Source organism: Mesorhizobium sp. URHB0026 (genome assembly GCF_054059755.1).
Genome location: NZ_JBSSCN010000001.1, coordinates 1,347,096 through 1,366,129 on the forward strand (window position 1 = coordinate 1,347,096; position 19,034 = coordinate 1,366,129).

The 19,034-nt window shown below is 65.4% G+C and carries 19 protein-coding genes; 13 read left to right on the forward strand and 6 right to left on the reverse strand.

All coding sequences use genetic code 11. The annotated features are described in order from the left end of the window. The first annotated feature begins 22 nt into the window (after positions 1–22). The 8 genes from ACVWWD_RS06770 to ACVWWD_RS06805 all read left to right on the forward strand — a co-directional run bounded on the left by ACVWWD_RS06770 (position 23) and on the right by ACVWWD_RS06805 (position 9,202). Complete coding sequence (locus ACVWWD_RS06770; RefSeq protein WP_352549661.1) at positions 23–2,440, forward strand: glucan 1,4-alpha-glucosidase; 2,418 nt, start codon at positions 23–25, stop codon at positions 2,438–2,440. Positions 2,441–2,489: 49 nt separating this feature from the next. Then, positions 2,490–3,506, forward strand: a complete 1,017-nt coding sequence (gene gnd, locus ACVWWD_RS06775; RefSeq protein WP_140618400.1) for a phosphogluconate dehydrogenase (NAD(+)-dependent, decarboxylating) — start codon at positions 2,490–2,492, stop codon at positions 3,504–3,506. A gap of 22 nt (positions 3,507–3,528) precedes the next feature. Continuing rightward, on the forward strand, positions 3,529–4,905 hold the full coding sequence (gene zwf / locus ACVWWD_RS06780; RefSeq protein WP_015315078.1) for a glucose-6-phosphate dehydrogenase: 1,377 nt from the start codon (positions 3,529–3,531) through the stop codon (positions 4,903–4,905). A 14-nt stretch (positions 4,906–4,919) separates the two neighbouring features. Beyond that, on the forward strand, positions 4,920–5,624 hold the full coding sequence (locus ACVWWD_RS06785; protein WP_352549664.1) for an ROK family protein: 705 nt from the start codon (positions 4,920–4,922) through the stop codon (positions 5,622–5,624). A gap of 189 nt (positions 5,625–5,813) precedes the next feature. After that, positions 5,814–6,296: a MucR family transcriptional regulator gene (locus ACVWWD_RS06790; RefSeq protein WP_198019200.1), complete on the forward strand. Its 483-nt coding sequence runs from the start codon at positions 5,814–5,816 to the stop codon at positions 6,294–6,296. Between the two features lie 123 nt (positions 6,297–6,419). Continuing rightward, complete coding sequence (locus ACVWWD_RS06795; protein ID WP_352549666.1) at positions 6,420–7,520, forward strand: aminotransferase class I/II-fold pyridoxal phosphate-dependent enzyme; 1,101 nt, start codon at positions 6,420–6,422, stop codon at positions 7,518–7,520. 158 nt (positions 7,521–7,678) lie between these two features. After that, positions 7,679–8,917: an MFS transporter gene (locus ACVWWD_RS06800; protein WP_352549668.1), complete on the forward strand. Its 1,239-nt coding sequence runs from the start codon at positions 7,679–7,681 to the stop codon at positions 8,915–8,917. Positions 8,918–8,932: 15 nt separating this feature from the next. Continuing rightward, positions 8,933–9,202, forward strand: a complete 270-nt coding sequence (locus tag ACVWWD_RS06805) for a hypothetical protein (protein ID WP_051407630.1) — start codon at positions 8,933–8,935, stop codon at positions 9,200–9,202. Between the two features lie 57 nt (positions 9,203–9,259). Here the strand turns inward: ACVWWD_RS06805 and ACVWWD_RS06810 are convergent, their stop codons facing one another. The 6 genes from ACVWWD_RS06810 to hemC all read right to left on the reverse strand — a co-directional run bounded on the left by ACVWWD_RS06810 (position 9,260) and on the right by hemC (position 15,345). Further along, positions 9,260–9,976 (reverse strand): glutamine amidotransferase, encoded by a 717-nt coding sequence (locus tag ACVWWD_RS06810; protein ID WP_023771860.1) that lies wholly within the window; start codon positions 9,974–9,976, stop codon positions 9,260–9,262. A 15-nt stretch (positions 9,977–9,991) separates the two neighbouring features. Then, positions 9,992–10,471, reverse strand: coding sequence for a tellurite resistance TerB family protein (locus tag ACVWWD_RS06815; protein WP_015315071.1), 480 nt, complete (start codon positions 10,469–10,471; stop codon positions 9,992–9,994). Positions 10,472–10,508: 37 nt separating this feature from the next. Continuing rightward, the gene (locus tag ACVWWD_RS06820; protein WP_352549671.1) at positions 10,509–12,101 is read right to left on the reverse strand and encodes a heme biosynthesis protein HemY; all 1,593 of its coding nucleotides are present in this window, start codon (positions 12,099–12,101) and stop codon (positions 10,509–10,511) included. Between the two features lie 10 nt (positions 12,102–12,111). Further along, the gene (locus ACVWWD_RS06825) at positions 12,112–13,590 is read right to left on the reverse strand and encodes a COG4223 family protein (RefSeq protein WP_352573652.1); all 1,479 of its coding nucleotides are present in this window, start codon (positions 13,588–13,590) and stop codon (positions 12,112–12,114) included. A gap of 109 nt (positions 13,591–13,699) precedes the next feature. Further along, on the reverse strand, positions 13,700–14,416 hold the full coding sequence (locus ACVWWD_RS06830) for a uroporphyrinogen-III synthase (protein ID WP_352549675.1): 717 nt from the start codon (positions 14,414–14,416) through the stop codon (positions 13,700–13,702). Positions 14,417–14,418: 2 nt separating this feature from the next. Next, positions 14,419–15,345 (reverse strand): hydroxymethylbilane synthase, encoded by a 927-nt coding sequence (hemC, locus tag ACVWWD_RS06835; protein ID WP_457102970.1) that lies wholly within the window; start codon positions 15,343–15,345, stop codon positions 14,419–14,421. 101 nt (positions 15,346–15,446) lie between these two features. On the opposite strand from hemC, the gene tsaD reads away from it, so the two are divergent. Genes tsaD through ACVWWD_RS06860 form a run of 5 tightly spaced genes read left to right on the forward strand, consistent with a single transcriptional unit; the run spans position 15,447 to position 19,030 of the window. After that, positions 15,447–16,532, forward strand: a complete 1,086-nt coding sequence (gene tsaD / locus ACVWWD_RS06840) for a tRNA (adenosine(37)-N6)-threonylcarbamoyltransferase complex transferase subunit TsaD (RefSeq protein WP_457103618.1) — start codon at positions 15,447–15,449, stop codon at positions 16,530–16,532. Beyond that, positions 16,529–17,551, forward strand: a complete 1,023-nt coding sequence (locus ACVWWD_RS06845) for an NAD(P)H-dependent glycerol-3-phosphate dehydrogenase (protein ID WP_457102971.1) — start codon at positions 16,529–16,531, stop codon at positions 17,549–17,551. The genes tsaD and ACVWWD_RS06845 overlap by 4 nt, the downstream gene beginning before the upstream one ends. A 37-nt stretch (positions 17,552–17,588) precedes the next feature. Next, positions 17,589–17,885: a YciI-like protein gene (locus tag ACVWWD_RS06850; protein ID WP_352549682.1), complete on the forward strand. Its 297-nt coding sequence runs from the start codon at positions 17,589–17,591 to the stop codon at positions 17,883–17,885. A 39-nt stretch (positions 17,886–17,924) separates the two neighbouring features. After that, positions 17,925–18,350 carry an EVE domain-containing protein gene (locus ACVWWD_RS06855; RefSeq protein WP_023771868.1) on the forward strand — a complete coding sequence of 142 codons (426 nt, stop codon included), beginning with the start codon at positions 17,925–17,927 and terminating at the stop codon, positions 18,348–18,350. After that, positions 18,347–19,030, forward strand: coding sequence for a class I SAM-dependent methyltransferase (locus ACVWWD_RS06860; protein WP_457102972.1), 684 nt, complete (start codon positions 18,347–18,349; stop codon positions 19,028–19,030). The genes ACVWWD_RS06855 and ACVWWD_RS06860 overlap by 4 nt, the downstream gene beginning before the upstream one ends. The last annotated feature ends 4 nt before the right edge of the window (positions 19,031–19,034 follow it).

Sequence of the window (19,034 nt, forward strand, 5' to 3'; positions counted from 1 at the left end):
CGGGCCAGGAGAGCGAACAAGCATGGCAGTGACGCCGACTGTGCCGCCGGGCGCACCGGGAATTCCCGCGCGCTGGACCTCAAGCGCCAAGAGCGGAGTCGGCTCGGCGCTTTCGCCGTCCAGCCGCGTCTGGTTCTCCATCAGCCACGGGATCCTGAACGAGGTGTATTACCCGCGCGTCGACAGCGCCTGCACGCGCGACCTCGGCCTCATCGTCACCGGCAGGGATGGCTATTTCTCCGAGGAGAAGCGCGATGCCTCGCACGGCATCGGGCCGTTCGAGGACGGCGTGCCCGCCTACAGGCTGGCCAATACAGCCGATGACGGCGCCTACCGGATCGAGAAGCGTATTCTGGCCGATCCGGCGCGTCCGACCTTGGTGCAGGAAATCACCTTCAGCCCGATCAAGGGCTCCGCGGCCGACTACCGCGTCTACGCGCTTCTGGCGCCGCATCTGGTCAATGCCGGCATGGGCAACACCGCCTGGGTCGGCGAGTACCAGGGAAAGCCTGTCCTGTTTGCCTCGGGGCGCGGCACCTGCCTGGCGCTGGTCTCGTCGCTGCCCTGGCGGGATTGCTCGGCCGGCTATGTCGGCTTCTCCGACGGCTGGCAGCAACTCAACAATACCGGCAAGCTCGACACGGCTTGCCGGCGTGCCGAGGACGGCAATGTCGCGCTGACCGGCGAGATCGGCTTCACCGCCGCCAACACAAAAACCGTGCTGGCGCTGGGTTTCGGGACGACACCGGACGAAGCCGCCGAAAACGCCTTCGCCAGCCTGAAGCAGGGTTTTGAACCGGCGGCGAAATTGTACGTCGAACAATGGCGCAAATGGCAGGCGGGGCTGCTGCCACTGGACCGCCACGCGGTCCCCGGAGTGAACAGCTACCGCGTCTCCACCGCGGTGCTGGCAACCCACCGGTCGTCGGCAATGCCCGGGGCGGCGGTGGCCAGCCTGTCGATCCCATGGGGATTCAACAAAGGCGACGATAATCTCGGCGGCTACCATCTTGTCTGGCCACGCGACCTGGTCGAAACGGCGGGCGGCTTTCTCGCCGCCGGCGATGCCGCTTCGGCGCTGCGGATCCTGGAATATCTCCGCTTCATCCAGCAGCCGGACGGCCATTGGCCGCAGAACGCATGGCTCGATGGCTCCGCTTATTGGCCTGGCATCCAGATGGACGAATGCGCCTTTCCCTTGCTGCTGGCGGATGCCCTGCATCGCGCTGGCCACTTGCCGCGTGCCAGGCTGAAGGCCTTCCTGCCGATGATCGAGCGCGCCGCCTCCTATGTCGTGCGCAATGGTCCGGTCACCGGCGAGGACCGCTGGGAAGAAGACGCCGGCTATAGCCCGTTCACGCTGGCCGTCGAGATCGCGGCACTGCTTGCCGGCGCCGACCTGCTCGACGCCTGCGGCAAAGCGGCGGAGGCGGCCTACCTGCGCGAAACAGCTGACTGTTGGAACGACCAGGTCGAACGCTGGACCTATGTCAGCGGCACCGCCATCTGCAAGACCGTCGGCGTCGGCGGCTATTATGTCCGCATTGCGCCGCCCGACGACCCCGACGCCGGCTCGCCGAAGGACGGCTATGTGCCGATCAAGAACCGCCCACCCGGCGACACGGACCGGCCGGCCGAGGAAATCGTCAGCCCGGATGCGCTGGCGCTGGTGCGCTTTGGCCTGAGAGCCGCCGACGATCCGCGCATCGTGGACACCGTCAAGGTCATCGACACGCAGCTGCGCTGCGAACTGCCGCAAGGGCCGCTCTGGTACCGCTATAACAGCGACGGCTATGGCGAGCATGAGGATGGCGCGCCCTTCGACGGCACCGGCCAGGGCCGGCCCTGGCCCCTGCTGGCCGGCGAAAGGGCGCATTACGAGCTGGCCGCCGGGAGCAAGGACAAGGCGGCCAGCTTGCTCGATGCGCTGGAACGGTCGGCCGGGCCTGGCGGCCTGCTGCCCGAACAGGTGTGGGACGGCGCCGATATTCCCGAACGCGAGTTGCTGCATGGCAAGCCATCGGGCAGCGCCATGCCACTGGTCTGGGCGCATTCCGAACACATCAAGCTGCTGCGCTCGCTCCGCGATGGCGCCGTCTTCGATATGCCGCCGCAAGGCGTGAAGCGCTACATCCAGGACAAGACCGTATCGTCGTTCAGGGCGTGGCGCTTCAACAACAAGATTCGCGCACTGCCCGAGGGCAAGACATTGCGCGTCGAGCTGCTGACGGCGGCCACCGTCCACTGGAGCACGGACAATTGGGCAACCGCCCACGACAGCCGGACAGCGGAAAACGCTTTCGGCCTTCACCTTGTCGATCTACCCACGGCCAGCCTCCTCAACGGAAGCACACTGCTCTTCACTTTTTTCTGGCCCGGAACCGGCGATTGGGAGAATGTCGACTTCTCCGTCATGTCAGGCGCGCAGGACAGCCAGTAGATCCTTCCTCGACAACCCCAGAAAATCTCTAGGAAACAGGGACGAAACCATGCAGATCGGAATGATGGGACTGGGCCGGATGGGCGCCAACATGGTGCGGCGGCTGATGCGCGACGGCCACGAATGCGTCGTCTATGACATCAACCCGGCCAGCGTCGCGGCGCTTGTGAGCGACGGCGCCTTGGGGGCGGCATCCCTGGAAGAATTCGTCGGCAAGCTGGCCAAGCCGCGCTGTGTCTGGCTGATGCTGCCGGCGGCGATCACCGGCAGGATCATCGATCAGGTCGCGGCGCTGATGGAGCCCGGCGACATCGTCATCGACGGCGGCAATTCCTACTATCACGACGCCGTCGACCAGGCCGCGAAACTGGCCACCAAGGGCATGCATCTTGTCGATGTCGGCACCAGTGGCGGTGTTTGGGGGCTGGAGCGCGGCTACTGCCTGATGATCGGCGGTCCCGACGTGGCGGTGCAGCACCTCGATTCGGTCTTTGCCACACTGGCGCCTGGCGCTGATGCCGGCGCGCCCACCCCGGACAAGACCGCCGGCACCGCGCCCTATGGCTACCTGCATTGCGGACCGAGCGGCGCCGGCCATTTCGTCAAGATGGTGCACAACGGCATCGAATACGGCGTCATGGCCGCCTATGCCGAAGGCATGAACATCCTGAAGTCGGCCAATGCCGGCAAACGGCAGCGGACGGCCGACGCCGAGACAAGCCCGCTGGAAAACCCGCAATACTACCAGTTCGACATCGATCTTCCGCAGGTGGCCGAGGTGTGGCGGCATGGCAGCGTCATCGGCTCCTGGCTGCTCGATCTCACCGCCGGCGCGCTGAAGAGCGATCCGGGTCTGGCGCAATTCGGCGGCCGGGTCTCGGATTCCGGCGAGGGCCGCTGGACGCTGAAGGCGGCGATTGACACCGGCGTGCCGGCACCGGTGCTGTCGTCGGCCCTGTTCGACCGCTTCTCCTCGCAAGGCGAATCCGAATTCGCCGACAAGCTGTTGTCCGCCATGCGCTATGCCTTTGGCGGGCACATCGAAAAGCCGAAGGGCGGCAAGTGACGGCGACAGGGGAGACGCTCGCATGAGCCAGGAACGGTCCGATACGCTGGTGCTCTTCGGAGCGACCGGCGACCTCGCCCACAAGAAGATATTTCCAGCGCTTTACCAGATGGTCGCCAAGGGCACGCTCACCGAACCGGTGATCGGCGTCGCCTTCGATGCATGGGACTTGAAGCAGTTGCAGGACCGCGCCCGCGACGGCATCGTCCATGCCCTCGGCGCCGTCGATGAGACGGTCTTCGCCAAGTTCGCGTCGCTGCTGCGCTATGTCAGCGGCGACTATCGCGATCCCACAACCTTCGAGAAGCTGAAGACGGCACTCGGCAGCGCCCAGCGGCCGCTGCATTACATGGCGGTGCCGCCGTCCATGTTCGAGACCGTCGTGCAAGGGCTGGAGCAATCCGGCACCGCGCATGGCGCGCGGCTGATGGTCGAAAAGCCGTTCGGCCACGATCTGCAGTCGGCGCGCTGGCTGAACCGGGTGCTGCACCTGGTGTTCGACGAACAGTCGATCTTCCGCATCGACCACTATCTCGGCAAGGAGGCGATCCAGAACTTGCTCTATTTCCGCTTCGCCAACTCCCTGCTGGAGCCGATCTGGAACCGCAATTACGTCGAGAGCGTGCAGATCACGATGGCCGAGGATTTCGGCGTCGAGGGGCGCGGGCGGTTCTATGACGATGTCGGCGCCATCCGCGACGTCATCGAGAACCATCTGCTCAACATACTCCTGCTCCTGGCCATGGAGCCGCCGGTCGGCCGCTCCGCCGACGACCTGATCGACGAGAAGGTGCAGGTGTTGCGCGCCATCCGGACATTGACGAAAGACGATGTCGTGCGCGGCCAGTTCACCGGCTATCTCGCCGAGCCCGGCGTGGCGCCGAACTCGCCGGTCGAGACCTTCGCGGCGGTACGCTTTTTCGTCGACACCTGGCGCTGGCAGGACGTGCCGTTCTTCATCCGCGCCGGCAAGAACATGCCGGTGCATGTCACCGAGGTGGTGGTGCGGCTGAAACGGCCGCCGCTCGATGTCTTCGACCCGATCAAACCCGCCGACCAGAATTACGTCCGCTTCCGCATCGACCCGCAGGTGATGATCGCCATCGGCGCCCAGCGCAAGGCGCCCGGCGACGACATGATCGGCGAGCAGGTGGAACTCACCGCGCTCGACGATTCGAAGGGGGACATGCCGCCTTATGAACGGCTGATCGGCGACGCCATGAACGGCAACGGCCAGCTCTTCACCCGCCAGGACGCCGCCGAACTCGCCTGGCGCATCGTCGGTCCGGTGCTCGGCGACACCACGCCGCCGCATCTTTACGAGCCGAGGACGTGGGGGCCAGCGGACGCCATGGCCGGCTTCGGGCCGCCCAATGGCTGGATCGACCCGGTCGCATGAGTGGAGGGGACGAGATGGCCAAGGTGGTTAAGAAGGCTGCGTCGGACACCGGGCAGGTCGTGCTGGCGATCGACATTGGCGGGTCGCACGTCAAGATCCTGACCAGCGACGGTGGCACCGAGCGCCGGACGGATTCCGGGCCTGACCTGACGCCAAGGCAGATGATCGACAAGGTGAAGAAGCTCGCCGACGGCCTGACCTACGACGTTATCTCGATGGGCTATCCGGGCCCCGTGCGTCAAAACAAGCCGGTGCTCGATCCCATGAATCTCGGCAAGGACTGGGCTGGCTTCGATTTCACCGCTGAGTTCGGCAAGCCGGTCAAGGTGGTCAACGACGCGCTGATGCAGGCCCTCGGCAGCTATGAGGGCGGGCGCATGCTGTTCCTCGGCCTCGGAACCGGCCTCGGTGCGGCGATGGTCCTCGACAATGTCGGCCAGCCGATGGAACTCGCCCACCTTCCCTACAGAAAAGGCCAGAGTTTCGAGGACTATGTCGGTGAACGCGGCCTCATAAAGCGCGGCAAGAAGAAGTGGCGCGGTCATGTCTTCAACGTCGTCAACCGGCTACGCGCCGCCCTGCAGCCAGACTATGTCGTCATCGGCGGCGGCAATGTCGACAAGCTCGACGAATTGCCCCCCGACTCCAGGCGCGGTGACAACACACGCGCCTTTGAAGGCGGATTTCGTCTGTGGCGCGACAAGGCGCTGATCGTCTGATATTATTACAGTTTAGTATAGTTGTTCAAAATGCCGTGTGATGTCGCGCCGATAGATTGCATTGTGCAGATTTGCCGACTAGGAAGTCAGCCCGACTACATCGCGTCGCGCGCGACGCTCGAAGACGACTCACTTTAATTTTGCGCATCATCCTTTTTGAAAACGGCCCCATTTTCGAGGTTATGCGCCATGGATGGAGGAAATAGATTGACCGACGAAAACAGCCACGCCAGCAAGACCCTCGACCTTCTCGAACTGACGGCCCATATCGTATCCGCCTATGTAGAGAAGAATCGCCTGCCTGCGTCCGGCCTTCCCGAGCTGATCGCCAGCGTTAGCGCCTCGATCAGCGGGCTCGGCCAGCCGGTCGCCCCCGTGGCGGCACCGCTGGTCCCGGCCGTCAACCCGAAGAAGTCGGTGACGCCGGATTTCATCATCTGCCTCGAGGACGGCAAGAAATTCAAATCGCTGAAGCGTCATCTCGGTGTGCATTTCGGCCTGACGCCGGACGCCTATCGCGCCAAATGGGGCCTGCCTTCGGACTATCCGATGGTTGCCCCCAACTACGCGGCTTCGCGCTCCGAACTGGCGAAGTCGATCGGCCTCGGCCGCAAGGCCGCCGTGGTCGCCCCCGTCAAAGGCAAGGGCCGGAAGGCCAAAGTCCTGGCCTGAGGCGATTTGACGCTGAGCCAATCGTAAGAACGACTGGAACAGAAGCCTGCCGGCGAATTCGCCTTGGCAGGCTTCGTGCTTTTGTGGCTTGGATAACCCGGGACAAGACGATCTGGGGGAGCCATGAACTACACCAGAATGGTGATCGAGAAAGAAGCGCCGGAGGAGTACGGCTACGATCGTATCCGTTACAACCTCTCCGAAAGTTCGATCGCCGATCAGAAACTTTCCGACATCGGCCTCTCGCTGCCTGATCTGACCCTTTTCTATGGCGAGCATCGTGGCGACAGGGAATTGCGCGCGCTGATCGCCGCGCAGGATGCTGGCATCGCGCCCGACGATGTGCTGGTCACGGCGGGTGCGGCCGGCGCGTTGTTCATCATCGCCACCTCGCTGCTCTCGGCCAGCGATCACCTTGTCGTCATCCGGCCCAACTACGCCACCAACATCGAAACGCCGCGGGCGATCGGCTGCGCCATCAGCTTTGTCGACCTAGCCTTCGACGAAAGCTTCGCCATCGACGTCGAGCGCGTTAAGGCCGCGATGCGGCCGAACACGAAGCTGATCAGCGTTACTTGCCCGCACAATCCGACCGGCACCATGATGAGCCGTACCGAATTGGACGCGCTGGTCGCGCTCGCCGAGGCCAGCGGCTGCCATCTGCTGGTCGACGAAACCTATCGCGATCTCTCCTATGGCAGGCGGCTGCCTTCGGCGGCCTCGCTGAGCAAACAGGCCATCAGCGTCTCGTCGCTGTCGAAAGCCTTCGGCATTCCCGGCATCCGCATCGGCTGGCTGATCACCAGGGATGCGGCCCTTCAGGAGACATTTCTGGCCGCCAAGGAGCAGATCGGCATCTGCGGCAGCGTCGTCGACGAAGGCATCGCGCGCGGCGTGCTGGAGGGCCGCGACGCTTTCCTGGCGAAGCTGCTGCCCGAAATGGCCAGCCGCCGGGACATCGTCCAGGCCTGGATCGACCGCGAGCCGCTGGTCGACTGGGTGCGGCCAGACGGCGGTGTCGTCGGCTTTCCGCGCCTCAATGTCGAACCCGGCTTCGACTTCGACCGCTTCTATGTCAGGCTGCTGGAAGATCACCGCACCTATGTCGGGCCCGGCCACTGGTTCGAAATGGAAAAGCGCTTTTTCCGCGTCGGCTTCGGCTGGCCGACGGAGGCCGACTTGAAAGGCGGGCTGGAAGCGATTTCAGCTGCGCTGCGGCAGTAACTTCCGCGTGCTATCGGTGGTGCGGATCGAAAGTCGCTTGATCCGGGTTTGATTTTAAAGCATATCCGCCCCGAACTTTACCAAGTTCCATTGGTCGAACAGCGCCCATTCGGGAAGTGCCCCGCGCGCCGATGCCCACAGCAACGGGGCCTCACTGCATGATACCAGAACAAACCTTGCCCGAGCAGCGTTACGCGGCTTTCCGGCACAGAGCCTTCCTCAGCTACTGGACGGCGCGCTTTCTCACCACTTTCGCGACCATGATCGTTTCAGTGGCCGTAGGCTGGCAGGTCTATGATCTGACGCGCGACCCGTTCGATCTCGGCATTGTCGGCATCGTCCAGTTCCTGCCGTCTCTGCTTCTGGTGCTGGTTACAGGTGTCGTCGCCGACCGTTTCGGCCGCCGGCTGATCATGACGCTGGCGACCTTGGTCGAAGGTGCCTGCGCGCTGGCTCTGCTGCTTCTGACCCTGCGCGGCCTTACGACCCCGCTGCCGATCTTCGCCGTGCTGGTCATGTTCGGCATTGCCCGCGCCTTCTACGGGCCGGCTTCGTCCTCCCTGTTCGCCAATCTCGTGCCGCAGCGCGATTTCGCCAATGCCATCGCCTGGAACTCCTCCGCCTGGCAGACCGCGACGATTGTCGGCCCGGTCGCCGGCGGCTTGCTCTATGGTGTGTCGGCGGAAATGGCCTATGCGACCGCCGCGGTCCTGATGCTCGCCGCCGCGTTGCTGATCTTCACCATCCCCAAGCCCGCGCAACAGACCGCCACCGACAAGCCGACAATGGAGACGCTGTTTGCCGGATTCCGCTACATTTGGAGCGAGAAGATCGTGCTCGGCGCCATCTCGCTGGACCTCTTCGCCGTGCTTCTGTCCGGCGCCTCGGCGCTGCTGCCGGTCTATGCCCGCGATATTCTGCAGCTTGGCCCCTGGGGCCTCGGCCTGCTGCGCTCGGCACCGGGGATCGGCGCGATCTGCGTCGCCGTCTGGCTTGCGGGCCATCCTATTCGCGACCGCGCCGGCAAGATCATGCTGAGCTTCGTGGCGGCGTTCGGCGCCTGCACCGTGCTGTTCGGCCTGTCGACCCTCACTTGGCTCTCGATTGTGGCACTTGCCCTGCTCGGCGCCACCGACATGTTCAGCGTCTATATCAGGGAAACGCTGATTCAGCTGTGGACGCCCGACGAGGTGCGCGGCCGCGTCAACGCCGTCAACCAAGTCTTCGTCGGCGCCTCCAACGAGGTCGGCGAATTTCGCGCCGGCACCATGGCGGCGCTGATCGGCACGGTTCCGGCGGTTGTGATCGGCGGCGTCGGCGCCGTCGCGGTTGCCGGCCTGTGGGCCTATCTGTTCCCGGCGCTGCGCAAGGTGAGGCACCTCAAAGGACGAAACTGACGGGGCAGCGAATCTATGCTAAGCCCCCGCCGAACCAACCAAAGGACGACACAAGTGAGCGAACCGACCGTGGCCGAAGCGACCGAAAATATCTACGCATCGCTCCGGGCGGACAATGCCGACATCGATGTCCATATCGCGACGCTCAAGGCAGCGCTGGGGCGAGAAGGGATAAAACAGGCGGTGTTCGATCCTGCCAAATTGGCGCAGAGCAACCGCTCGGGCCGCAAGTTGATGCAGGCTTATTTTCGGCAGCGCGGCGTGAGCGTAACGTTTTCGGACTAGTTTTTAGGCTCGAAGGCCCGCTGTCATAAGTCGGCGGTCAAAGCGCCGGCCCAGGCACTACCGCGCCACAGGTTCGCCAAAAATCGTGCGCAAAAACTCGTCGAGCCAGCGCTTCAAATGCATGTCCCATATCAGCCGGCCGCCGAGGTGGTCGCGGCCGGGCTGAGCGCCCGGCAGTTCGAAACGATGGGCGCCGCGCACTACCCAGCGCTGCATCATCACTCGGGTCAGTTCGCCGTGGAACTGGATGCCCCAGGCATTATCGCCATAGCGGAAGGCCTGATTGGGATAGGTCTCGTTCGTGGCCAGCAGCGTCGCGTCGCACGGCAGCGAAAAGCCTTCGCGATGGAACTGGTAGACCATCTCCGGCCAGTGCATCAGTTTCTTGCCAGCCTCGGTCGCTTTCAGCGGATACCAGCCGATCTCGACCAGCCCTTCGCCATGGCCCTCGACCTTGCCGCCGAGATGATTGGCCAGCATCTGCGCCCCAAGACAGATGCCGAGCAGTGGCCGGTTCTCCCTGAGTGGAATCTGCAGCCAGTTGGTCTCGCGACGGACGAACTCGTCCTCGTCATTGGCGCTCATCGGACCGCCGAAGACGACCGTGCCGGCGTGGCCATCCAGTGTCCCCGGCAAGGCGTCGCCGAGCGGCGGGCGGCGGATGTCGAGATCGAAGCCCTCTTCGAGCAGCATGTGGCCGACGCGTCCGGGGCTCGAATTCTCCTGATGCAGCACGATCAGGATTTTTGGTTTCGACCTCGTCTGGCGCGGCATGGGACGGCGAAAATCCTATTCGTCCGAGGATGTTCCGGTGGCGCCCGGCGCGTGCGCCGCCGCCTTGCGCCGCGCCTCGACGCGGTCGTGGCGTTCGACACCGATCAACTCGGCGACACGCCACACCGTGTTGTCCTCCAGCTCATGCAGTTCGCCATCGGCATAAACGATCTCCCACATCAGGCCGATGAACGCCTTGCGCCCCTCCGCGTCAAGGTGGCGCTTGAGCACGCTGGTGAAGGCGTAGAGGTCGATCGCCTCGTTGTCAGCCCGCTCGCCGGCGGCGGCGAGTGCTTCGAGTTCGGCGCCGCTGATCGAATAGCTTTGCGCCAGCACCGCCTTGAACCGCTCCCATTCGACATCCTGGCGCACGCCGTCGGCATTCATCACATGGTAGAGCAGCGCCGAGGCCGCGACGCGCGGATCGTCCGTGCTGGCATGGCTGCCGGAGCCGGCCGGCAAATCCCTGAGAAACGACAGAACGCGCTCGAACATCAATTCATTCCCAAACGGCCCAACGGCCTGCCCAAAATCAAAACAGCCGGAACCGACGGGGCGACTTTTCCGCCTCGTCGTCCGGATCGACGCCTGGATCGTCCGGCAGCCGCGCCAGTTCTTCCGCCGGCTCGACGGCCTCGGCGTCGGCGGGCACCGCGGCAAAGGCGGCGGCCGTGACCGGTGTGACATGATCCTCGCGGCTTTCGGCGTCCTTGCCCGTCGCCTCGTCGCCCGGTGCGGCGTGATCGATCACCTCGACCGGCCTTTCCGGCCTGCCCGGCGCCTCGATGGCCACTGCCGGGGCGTCCGGCACATCGCGGCTGTCGATCAGCTGGCCAAGCCGCTCCATCGGCGCGCGCCATTCGAACGCGTCGAGCCGGCCGGTGACCGGCGAGACCGGCGCCCAGCGCTCGGAGATAACGCCGTCGGCGACCCAGGCAGGATCGCGCGGGGCTCGCACCGCCTTGGACAGCAGCTGCCGCACCTTGCCCTGGTCGCCGGTCTCGGCCTCCTCGATGTCGGCGAGCAGCAGATAGGCGCCCTCGCGTCGGTCCATCCGGATCGCGGCCTCTGCCTCACGGCGGGCGGTTGAAAAATCCTGCGCGTCGAGCGCGGCACGCGCCACCGTCATCGACGATTCGGCGTGGTTCTTCTTCATTTCCTGCAGCTTCTTTGCCCGGTTCAGCCGATCGAGCACGGCGTCACCCGGCCTTGCATGGGTGTAGAGCTCGGCAATTTCGGGATGCGGGTCGGCCTTCCACGCCGCTTCGAGGATCTTCGAGCCCTTGCGCACGTCATTCTGCTTGAACAGCGCCGCGGCGGCGGCAACGGCGGCGGGGGCGAAATCCGGTTGCAATCTGTTGGCTTCGATCGCCGCTGTCCTGGCAGCCGCGGGATCGCTGTCGGCGAGCGACTGCGCCTTGGCGGTCAACAGCACGGCGCGGCGGCGGTTGGCGGCGTCACGCTCGATCTGCCGCGTCGACTTCTGCGCGTCGACCAGTTTCAGTGCACCATCCCAGTCGCCGCGCGCGGTCAGTTCCTCCAGCGTCGATTCGGCCGCCCAGGCCAGTTGCGGCGCCACTGCGGCGGCACGGCCGGCGTAGTGCCGGGCGGCGTTGCGGTCGCCCAGGCGTTCGGCTTCCAGGTAAAGCCCACGCAGGCCGAGCAGCCGCATTTCGGGATCGTCGAGCATGCTCTCGAATTTTTGGCGCGCGCCTTCATGGTCGCCTTCGAGCAGCGATGCCTGTGCTTCGAGCAGATGGATCAGCGGCTCCTGGTCGGAGCGGATCAGCTTGGCTGCTTCCTTGGTCTTCTTGCGGGCAAGCGCCCCGTCGCCGGCGCCGGCGGCGATCATGCCGGTCGACAGCGCCTGATAGCCACGATCGCGGCGGCGCACGCGAAAATAGCGCGAGATGGTGTAGGGGCTGTTCCACAGCGACTTGATGAGCCACCAGACAATCATCACCGCGGCGACGACAGCGACGACGGCAACCGCCGCCACCATGAGGCTCACCTGGTACTGATAGCCGTTGAAGGTGACGACCATGTCGCCCGGCCGATCGGCCAGCCAGGCAAAGCCCAGCCCGAGCGCGAAGACGACGATGAGGAAGGCGAGCAGGCGGATCATCGTGTTGCCCTCATGCCTTCATCGCGCCGGAGATCAGCGCGTCGACCTGGGTTTCGACCTCGATGCGCGCCTTCAGTTTGCCGGCAAAGTCGGCGCCCGCGGCCTTCGCGGCTTCAGGCAGCGTGTCATATTCGCTGAGTGCCTTGGCATAGTCGCCCTCGGTGATCGCAACCTCCATGCGCGCCACGATTTCCGGTGCGCCGGCGCCTTCGACGGCACCGATCGGCCGGACCTTGACCAGCGATTCAGCGCTCGACATCAGGTTCTGAAGGAAGCCGGCATTCTGATCGACCGGCGTGGCGGCGGCGACCATGGCATTGGCGGCGGCATCCATCTTCGAGGCGATCTCGGTACGGGTCGGCACGCCCTTTTCGGCATAGGGCCGCAAGGTCGCGAGTTCGGGCGCGTCAGGCGAAATCGCGGCCAGCGTATCGAGTTCGGCCGAAAACGGCGCGCCGCGGTCGAGCGCCGCCTTCAGCGCCGAGGCCGCGATGGCGAGTGCGATCTTTGGCTGCGACGCTTGCGCATCGACCTTGCCGGAAAGCTGCGACACCGACTGCTCCAGCGCGGAGAGACGGCCTTCCTGTGCCTTCGCCGACTCGCCCGTCGACTTCACCAGCGCATCGAGACCCGCCAGCTTTTCGTTGAGCGGGCCGAGATCGACAGGCGCCGCGCTGCCTGCCGTGCCGAGGGCTGCCACCGTGGTTTCGATCTGCTTGACTTTGTCGCCCAGCGCGGCAAGCCCGGCATTGTCGCCCGCACCACCCTGTTCGACCGCTGATTTCAGCGCCGCGACATCGCTCTTGACCTGATCCAGCGCCGACGACAGGCCGTCGACCTTGGCCGATGCACCGCCGCTGCCGCCGGCTTCCCTCATGTCCGCGATTTCGCTCTTCAACGAGGCGATCTCGCCATTGACGCCGTCTAGCGAGGCACCGGGAGCGGCACGCGGCGCACCGAGCACGCCGGCAAATTGCAGGCCACCGGCCCCGACCAGGGCGATGACACCACCGATGATGCCGGCGGCGATGCCGTTGAGGCCGCCCCGCTTCGGCTGCGTGGCCATCGGTTCGCTCCTTGAATCGGTTTTACCGAAAGCCGCCTTGGTCTCGGCGGTTTTGGCGTTTGCATCCTCGAAATTGTAGTCGAAAGCCTTGGCGCGGTTGGGGGATGTATCCGTACCGGGATAAGGCATTTCCGGCTCAGTGGCTTTGGCCTCGGCTTGCGGTGGCACTTCGGTGCCAGGCTGCCCGGCGGCGGCATCGCCATGCTCCCAAGGTTCGAGATCGGTCTGGTCGTCATGTACCGGCTCTTCCGGGGGCTCTGGCCGCGAGGCGTTCGCCGCCTCCTCGGCCTTCGCCTCGTCGGTCTGAGCGGTATTCTTGGCGGCATCCTCGTCGACGATGCGTGAGACGGCGCCCGGATCGAGATCGATGGTCACCGGCTCGCGGCGGCCTTTCGAGTGTCGCATCTTCGGCGTCTTGACCATGCAGGGGCTCCGCAAATTCGCTTCGTCTCAACGCCTGGCGGCGCGTGATGGTTCAGAAAGGGTCTAGCACATCACCAAGCGGTGAAAAGGGGCGGTGTGATGACGCGGGTCAGGGCCGTGCCCGCAAAAGTGCCAGCAGCGCCTCCTCGTCGGGCCGCGCGGCAACGTGCATTGCTTTGCCGGTGCTGTCGCCGAAAGCGACGGCAATCCGCGCGGAAAGCGCGAAAAAGTGCGTGTTTTCAAAGGCGCTCTGCAGGGCAGGTCGCCTGGCCAGGACCTGCATTTCGGCAGCCGCCTTGGCCGAATAGAGAAGCACCGCATCCACGGATTGGCCGGATATCAGCTGAAGGACCGCTTCCTCCGAATGGGTTACCGCAAGCGTGCCATAAGTCTCGACGGCATGGACCTGGACATGAGCAGCTTTCAGCCTCTGCTCGAAGGCATGAAAGCGCACACGCCCGCAGAGATAGACGATCGTTTTGCCGGAAAACGCGATTGCCATGCCGTCGGCCAGCGCCTCGGCATCGCCGGGCCCCTCATTGACCGAGAGAAAGCCGGCTTTGCGCGCGGCCTCCGCGGTGCTCCTGCCGACCGCATAACAGGGCAGGTTGGACAGGACCGCAATGATATCCCTGGAGGCATGGCGCACCGCATTAGCGCTGGTGATGGCGACGGCGGCCACGTCGTCCGGCACCCCCTTGGCATCGACCGGCATCGCCCTCGTCTCCGTCAAGGGCAGGAGAAGAGGTTCAAAACCCGTCTCCTCCAGCTTTCGCGCGGTGCGAGACGCACCCGGCTCCGGTCTGGTGACCAGGACGCGGAGCATCTTCAGAGCCAGCCGTCGAAAAACTTTTCGCCGGCCTCGGCACGCACCGTCCGCGCCGCCTCATCACCGATGCGGGCGGCGTCCTGTGCCGGCCCTTGTAGCTCGACCGTGTGCGACTGCGTACCGTCGGGCGATATGATCAGCCCGGCGAAAGAGAGCTTTCCGGCCTCGAACGCGGCGTAGCCGGCGATAGGCGTGCGGCAGGAGCCATCGAGCGCCGCCAGGAAGGCGCGCTCGCAGGCGAGTGCCTGCCCGGTCGCCACATCGTGGATCGCCACCAGCATCTTCTCGACCTCGCGGTCGCCGATACGGGTCTCGATGCCGATCGCACCCTGGCCTGGCGCCGGCGGGAAGCTGTCTAGCGGCATCAAGTCGGTGGCAACATCTTCCAGGCCCAGCCGCTTCAGGCCGGCATAGGCAAGGATGGTGCCGCTCGCGACCCCTTCGTCCAGCTTGCGCAACCGCGTCTGCACATTGCCGCGGAAGATCACCACCTCGAGGTCCGGCCGGATGCGGCGGATCAACGCCTGCCGCCGCAGCGACGAGGAGCCGACTTTCGCCCCTTCCGGCAGTTCGGCGATCGTCTTCGCCGCCTTGCCGACAAAGGCATCGCGCGCATCCTCGCGCGGCAGGAAGGCGGAGAGTTCCAGGCCGGGCGGCAATTGCGTCGGCATATCCTTCGACGAATGCACGGCGATGTCGATCGCTCCGGCGAGCAGGGCTTCCTCGATTTCCTTGGTGAATAGGCCTTTGCCGCCAGCCTCCGACAGCGGCCGATCCTGGATGCGGTCGCCGCTGGTCGAGATGACGACGACCTCGAACGCCTCCGCCGGCATGCCGTGCGCGGCCATCAGCCGCGCCTGTGTTTCATGCGCCTGCGCCAATGCCAGCGGGCTGCCGCGTGTTCCGATTTTCAAGATTGTTTGCATGGCGCGCGGTCCGTGATAACCCCCGGCTGGCTTTGCGTTTCCGGGCACTCTCCTAACGAGGAACGCCCTGACATACAATCTCTGGAGACAGCGACGAATTGATCCGCGTTCTGGGCATTGAGACGAGTTGCGATGAGACCGCCGCCAGCGTCGTGGCGCTGGAGGGCGGCGCCGCGCCGAAAATCCTGTCCAACATCGTGCTCTCCCAGATCGAGGAACATGCCGCCTTCGGCGGCGTCGTGCCGGAGATCGCCGCGCGCGCCCACGTCGAGGCGCTGGACGGCATTGTCGAGGCCGCACTCGCCGATGCGGGCGTGGCGCTGGCCGATCTCGATGCGATCGCCGCCACCGCCGGGCCAGGCCTCGTCGGCGGGCTGATCGTCGGCCTGATGACGGCCAAGGCAATGGCCGCGGCGGCCGGCAAGCCGCTCATCGCGGTCAATCACCTCGAAGGCCACGCCTTGACGGCGCGGCTGACCGACGGGCTCGAATTCCCCTATCTATTGCTGCTGGTCTCCGGCGGCCACACGCAGATTCTTGCCGTGCGCGGCGTTGGCGACTACCAGCGCTGGGCCACCACCATCGATGACGCGCTCGGCGAAGCCTTCGATAAGACCGCCAAGATGCTCGGCCTGCCCTATCCCGGCGGTCCCAATGTCGAGAAGGCAGCGCTGTCGGGCAATGCCTCGCGCTTTGCCTTCCCACGGCCGATGAAAGGCTCCGCACAGCCCGATTTCTCCTTCTCCGGCCTGAAGACCGCCGTGCGCCAAGCGGCGACCGCCATCGAGCCGCTAAGCGACCAGGATGTCGCCGACATCTGCGCCTCGTTCCAGGCGGCCGTCGCCGATGCGCTCGCCGACCGTGTTTCTCGCGCGCTGGAACGCTTTCGCGAAACATTCCCCGGCAGGGGAAACCCGGCGCTGGTCGTCGCCGGCGGCGTCGCCGCCAACCGCACGGTCAAGGCAACGCTGGAGCGGCTTTGCACTGACGCCGGTTTCAGCTTCGTCGCGCCACCACTGAAGCTTTGCACCGACAACGCGGCGATGATCGCCTGGGCCGGTATCGAACGCCTGCGAGAAGGCGTGGCGCAGGAGAACGGCTTCGATTTCGTGCCGCGCTCTCGGTGGCCCCTGGACAGCGTCTCGGCGCCAATGGTCGGCTCCGGCCGTCGCGGAGCCAAGGCATGACCGATCGAGCCAAGAAGAGCGGGGGCCCCGGCAAAAGCGGCTGGCATGTCGCCGTGCTCGGCGGCGGCGCCTGGGGCACGGCGCTGGCGCTGGCCATGCTTCGCGCCGGCCATACGGTGCGGCTGTTCGCGCGTGATCCTGAAACCGTCGCCGCGATCGGCCGGGGCGAGAACCCACGCTATCTCCCGGGCATCGCCATCGCGCCCGGCATCGAGGCGACGAGCGACATGGAGGCAGCCCTCACTGGGGCCGATTGCGTGCTGGCGGTGACGCCGGCTCAGGCGTTGCGGGCCACGCTGGCCGCCGCGAGGGATCATATGCCGGCCGGCATTCCGCTCGTGCTCTGCGCCAAGGGCATCGAGCGCGACACCGGCGCCTTGCTGTCGGCAATCGCTGCGGAAATCGTGCCGCCAAACCCGGTTGCCGCCCTGTCGGGGCCGAGCTTTGCCAGCGATGTCGCCCGCGGCCTGCCGACGGCCGTGGTGGTGGCCGCTGGCGACGAGGCGCTTGCCGCAAACCTTGCCGCCCGTTTTTCGGCTGAAAACCTGCGCTGCTATTCGAGCGACGACTTGATCGGCGTCGAGATCGGCGGCGCCTTGAAGAACGTCTTCGCCATCGCCGCCGGCGCTGTCACCGGGGCCGGACTCGGGGCCAGCGCCCAGGCGGCCATGGTGACGCGCGGCTTCGTCGAACTGCGCCGCATCGGTGCCGCCTTCGGCGCCAGGCCCGAGACCCTGATGGGGCTTTCCGGCCTTGGCGACCTGCTGCTTACCTGCTCGTCGGCGCAGTCGCGCAATTTCGCCTATGGGCTGGCGCTCGGACAGGGCAAGGCTCTTTCCGGATTGCCGCTGGCCGAGGGCGTGCCGACCGCGGCGATCGCCGCCCGCATCGCCACCGAGCGCGAAATCGATGCGCCGATCATAGCCGCGGTCGCTGCCATACTGGACGGCACCATCACAATCGGGCAGGCCGTGACGGCGCTGATGACCCGGCCGCTGAAGACCGAAACCAACGATTGATCCCCACACTCTGATCCAATCACCCAGGAGAAAGACCATGCTGTTTGCTCTGATTTGCAAGGACAAGCCCGGAAGCCTGCAGATGCGCCTCGACACGCGGCCCGAGCATGTCGCCTTTCTCGAAGGGCTGAACGGCGACAAGAAATTGGCCTTTGCCGGTCCGTTCCTCGACGCCGACGGCAAGCCCAATGGCAGCCTCGTGGTGGTCGAGACGCCCGATCTGGCCAGCGCGCGGGCTCTGTCGGCCGCCGACCCCTACGCCAAGGCCGGCCTGTTCGAAAGCATCGAAATCCGCCAGTGGAACTGGACGTTCAACAAGCCGGCGGCTAGTTAATTCGCGGCGCCCGCGACTGAGCCGCACGGAGGAGAGAAAATGAACTACTGGCTGTTCAAATCCGAACCCTCGGTTTTCTCCTTCGAGGCGTTGAAGGCCAAGGGCAAAGCCGGCACGCAATGGGACGGCGTGCGCAACTACGCCGCCCGCAACAACATGAAGGCCATGCAGGTCGGCGATCTCGGCTTCTTCTACCATTCCAACGAGGGGCTGAACGTGGTCGGCATCGCCGAGGTCTGCGCGCTGGCCCATCCCGACACCACGTCGGATGATCCGCGCTGGGAATGTGTCGACATCCGCGCCGTCAGTGACATGCCGAACCCGCCGACGCTGGAAGAAGTCAAAGCCAATCCAAAACTGGCCGAGATGGCGCTGGTACGGCTCGGACGGCTTTCCGTGCAGCCGGTGACCCCGGCCGAATGGAAGGAAGTCTGCCGTATGGGCGGCCTGACGCCTGCGCCGTGACGGCACTTACACCCGATAGCGCCAAGCAATTCGTTCTCGACAACACGGCGCTGATGGCGCCGCCGCATGTGCCTGAGATTCGTCTCCACCTCGCCGACGAAGCGCATGATCTCTGGCAGCGGACAGAGGATGAACTGGTCGAGATCGGCCTGCCGCCGCCCTTCTGGGCGTTTGCCTGGGCGGGCGGCCAGGGCCTCGCCCGCTATGTCCTCGACAATCCCGATTTGGTGCGAGGCAAGCGCGTGCTCGACTTCGCTTCGGGCTCCGGCCTCGTCGCCATCGCCGCCGCCAAGGCGGGCGCTGCCGAGGTAACCGCCGCCGACATCGACCCGTTCTGCGCCACCGCGATCCGCCTCAACAGCGAGGCCAACGGCGTCGGCGTCGGGTTCCTCGGCACGGACTGTGTGGGCACGGACGCGGGCTGGGACGTGGTCCTGGCAGGCGACGTCTTCTATGACAAACCCTTTGCCGACCGGCTGATGCCGTGGTTTTCGACGCTCAAACGGCGTGGCGCCGACATTCTGGTTGGCGATCCCGGCCGGTCCTATCTGCCGCGATCGGGGCTGGAGCCGCTTGGCGTCTATCAGGTGCCGGTGACAAGGGCGCTCGAGGATGCCGAAGTCAAACGCACTACGGTATGGCGACTCCTTGACGCTATCGCCGAACAGGCGTTTCCATAAAAAC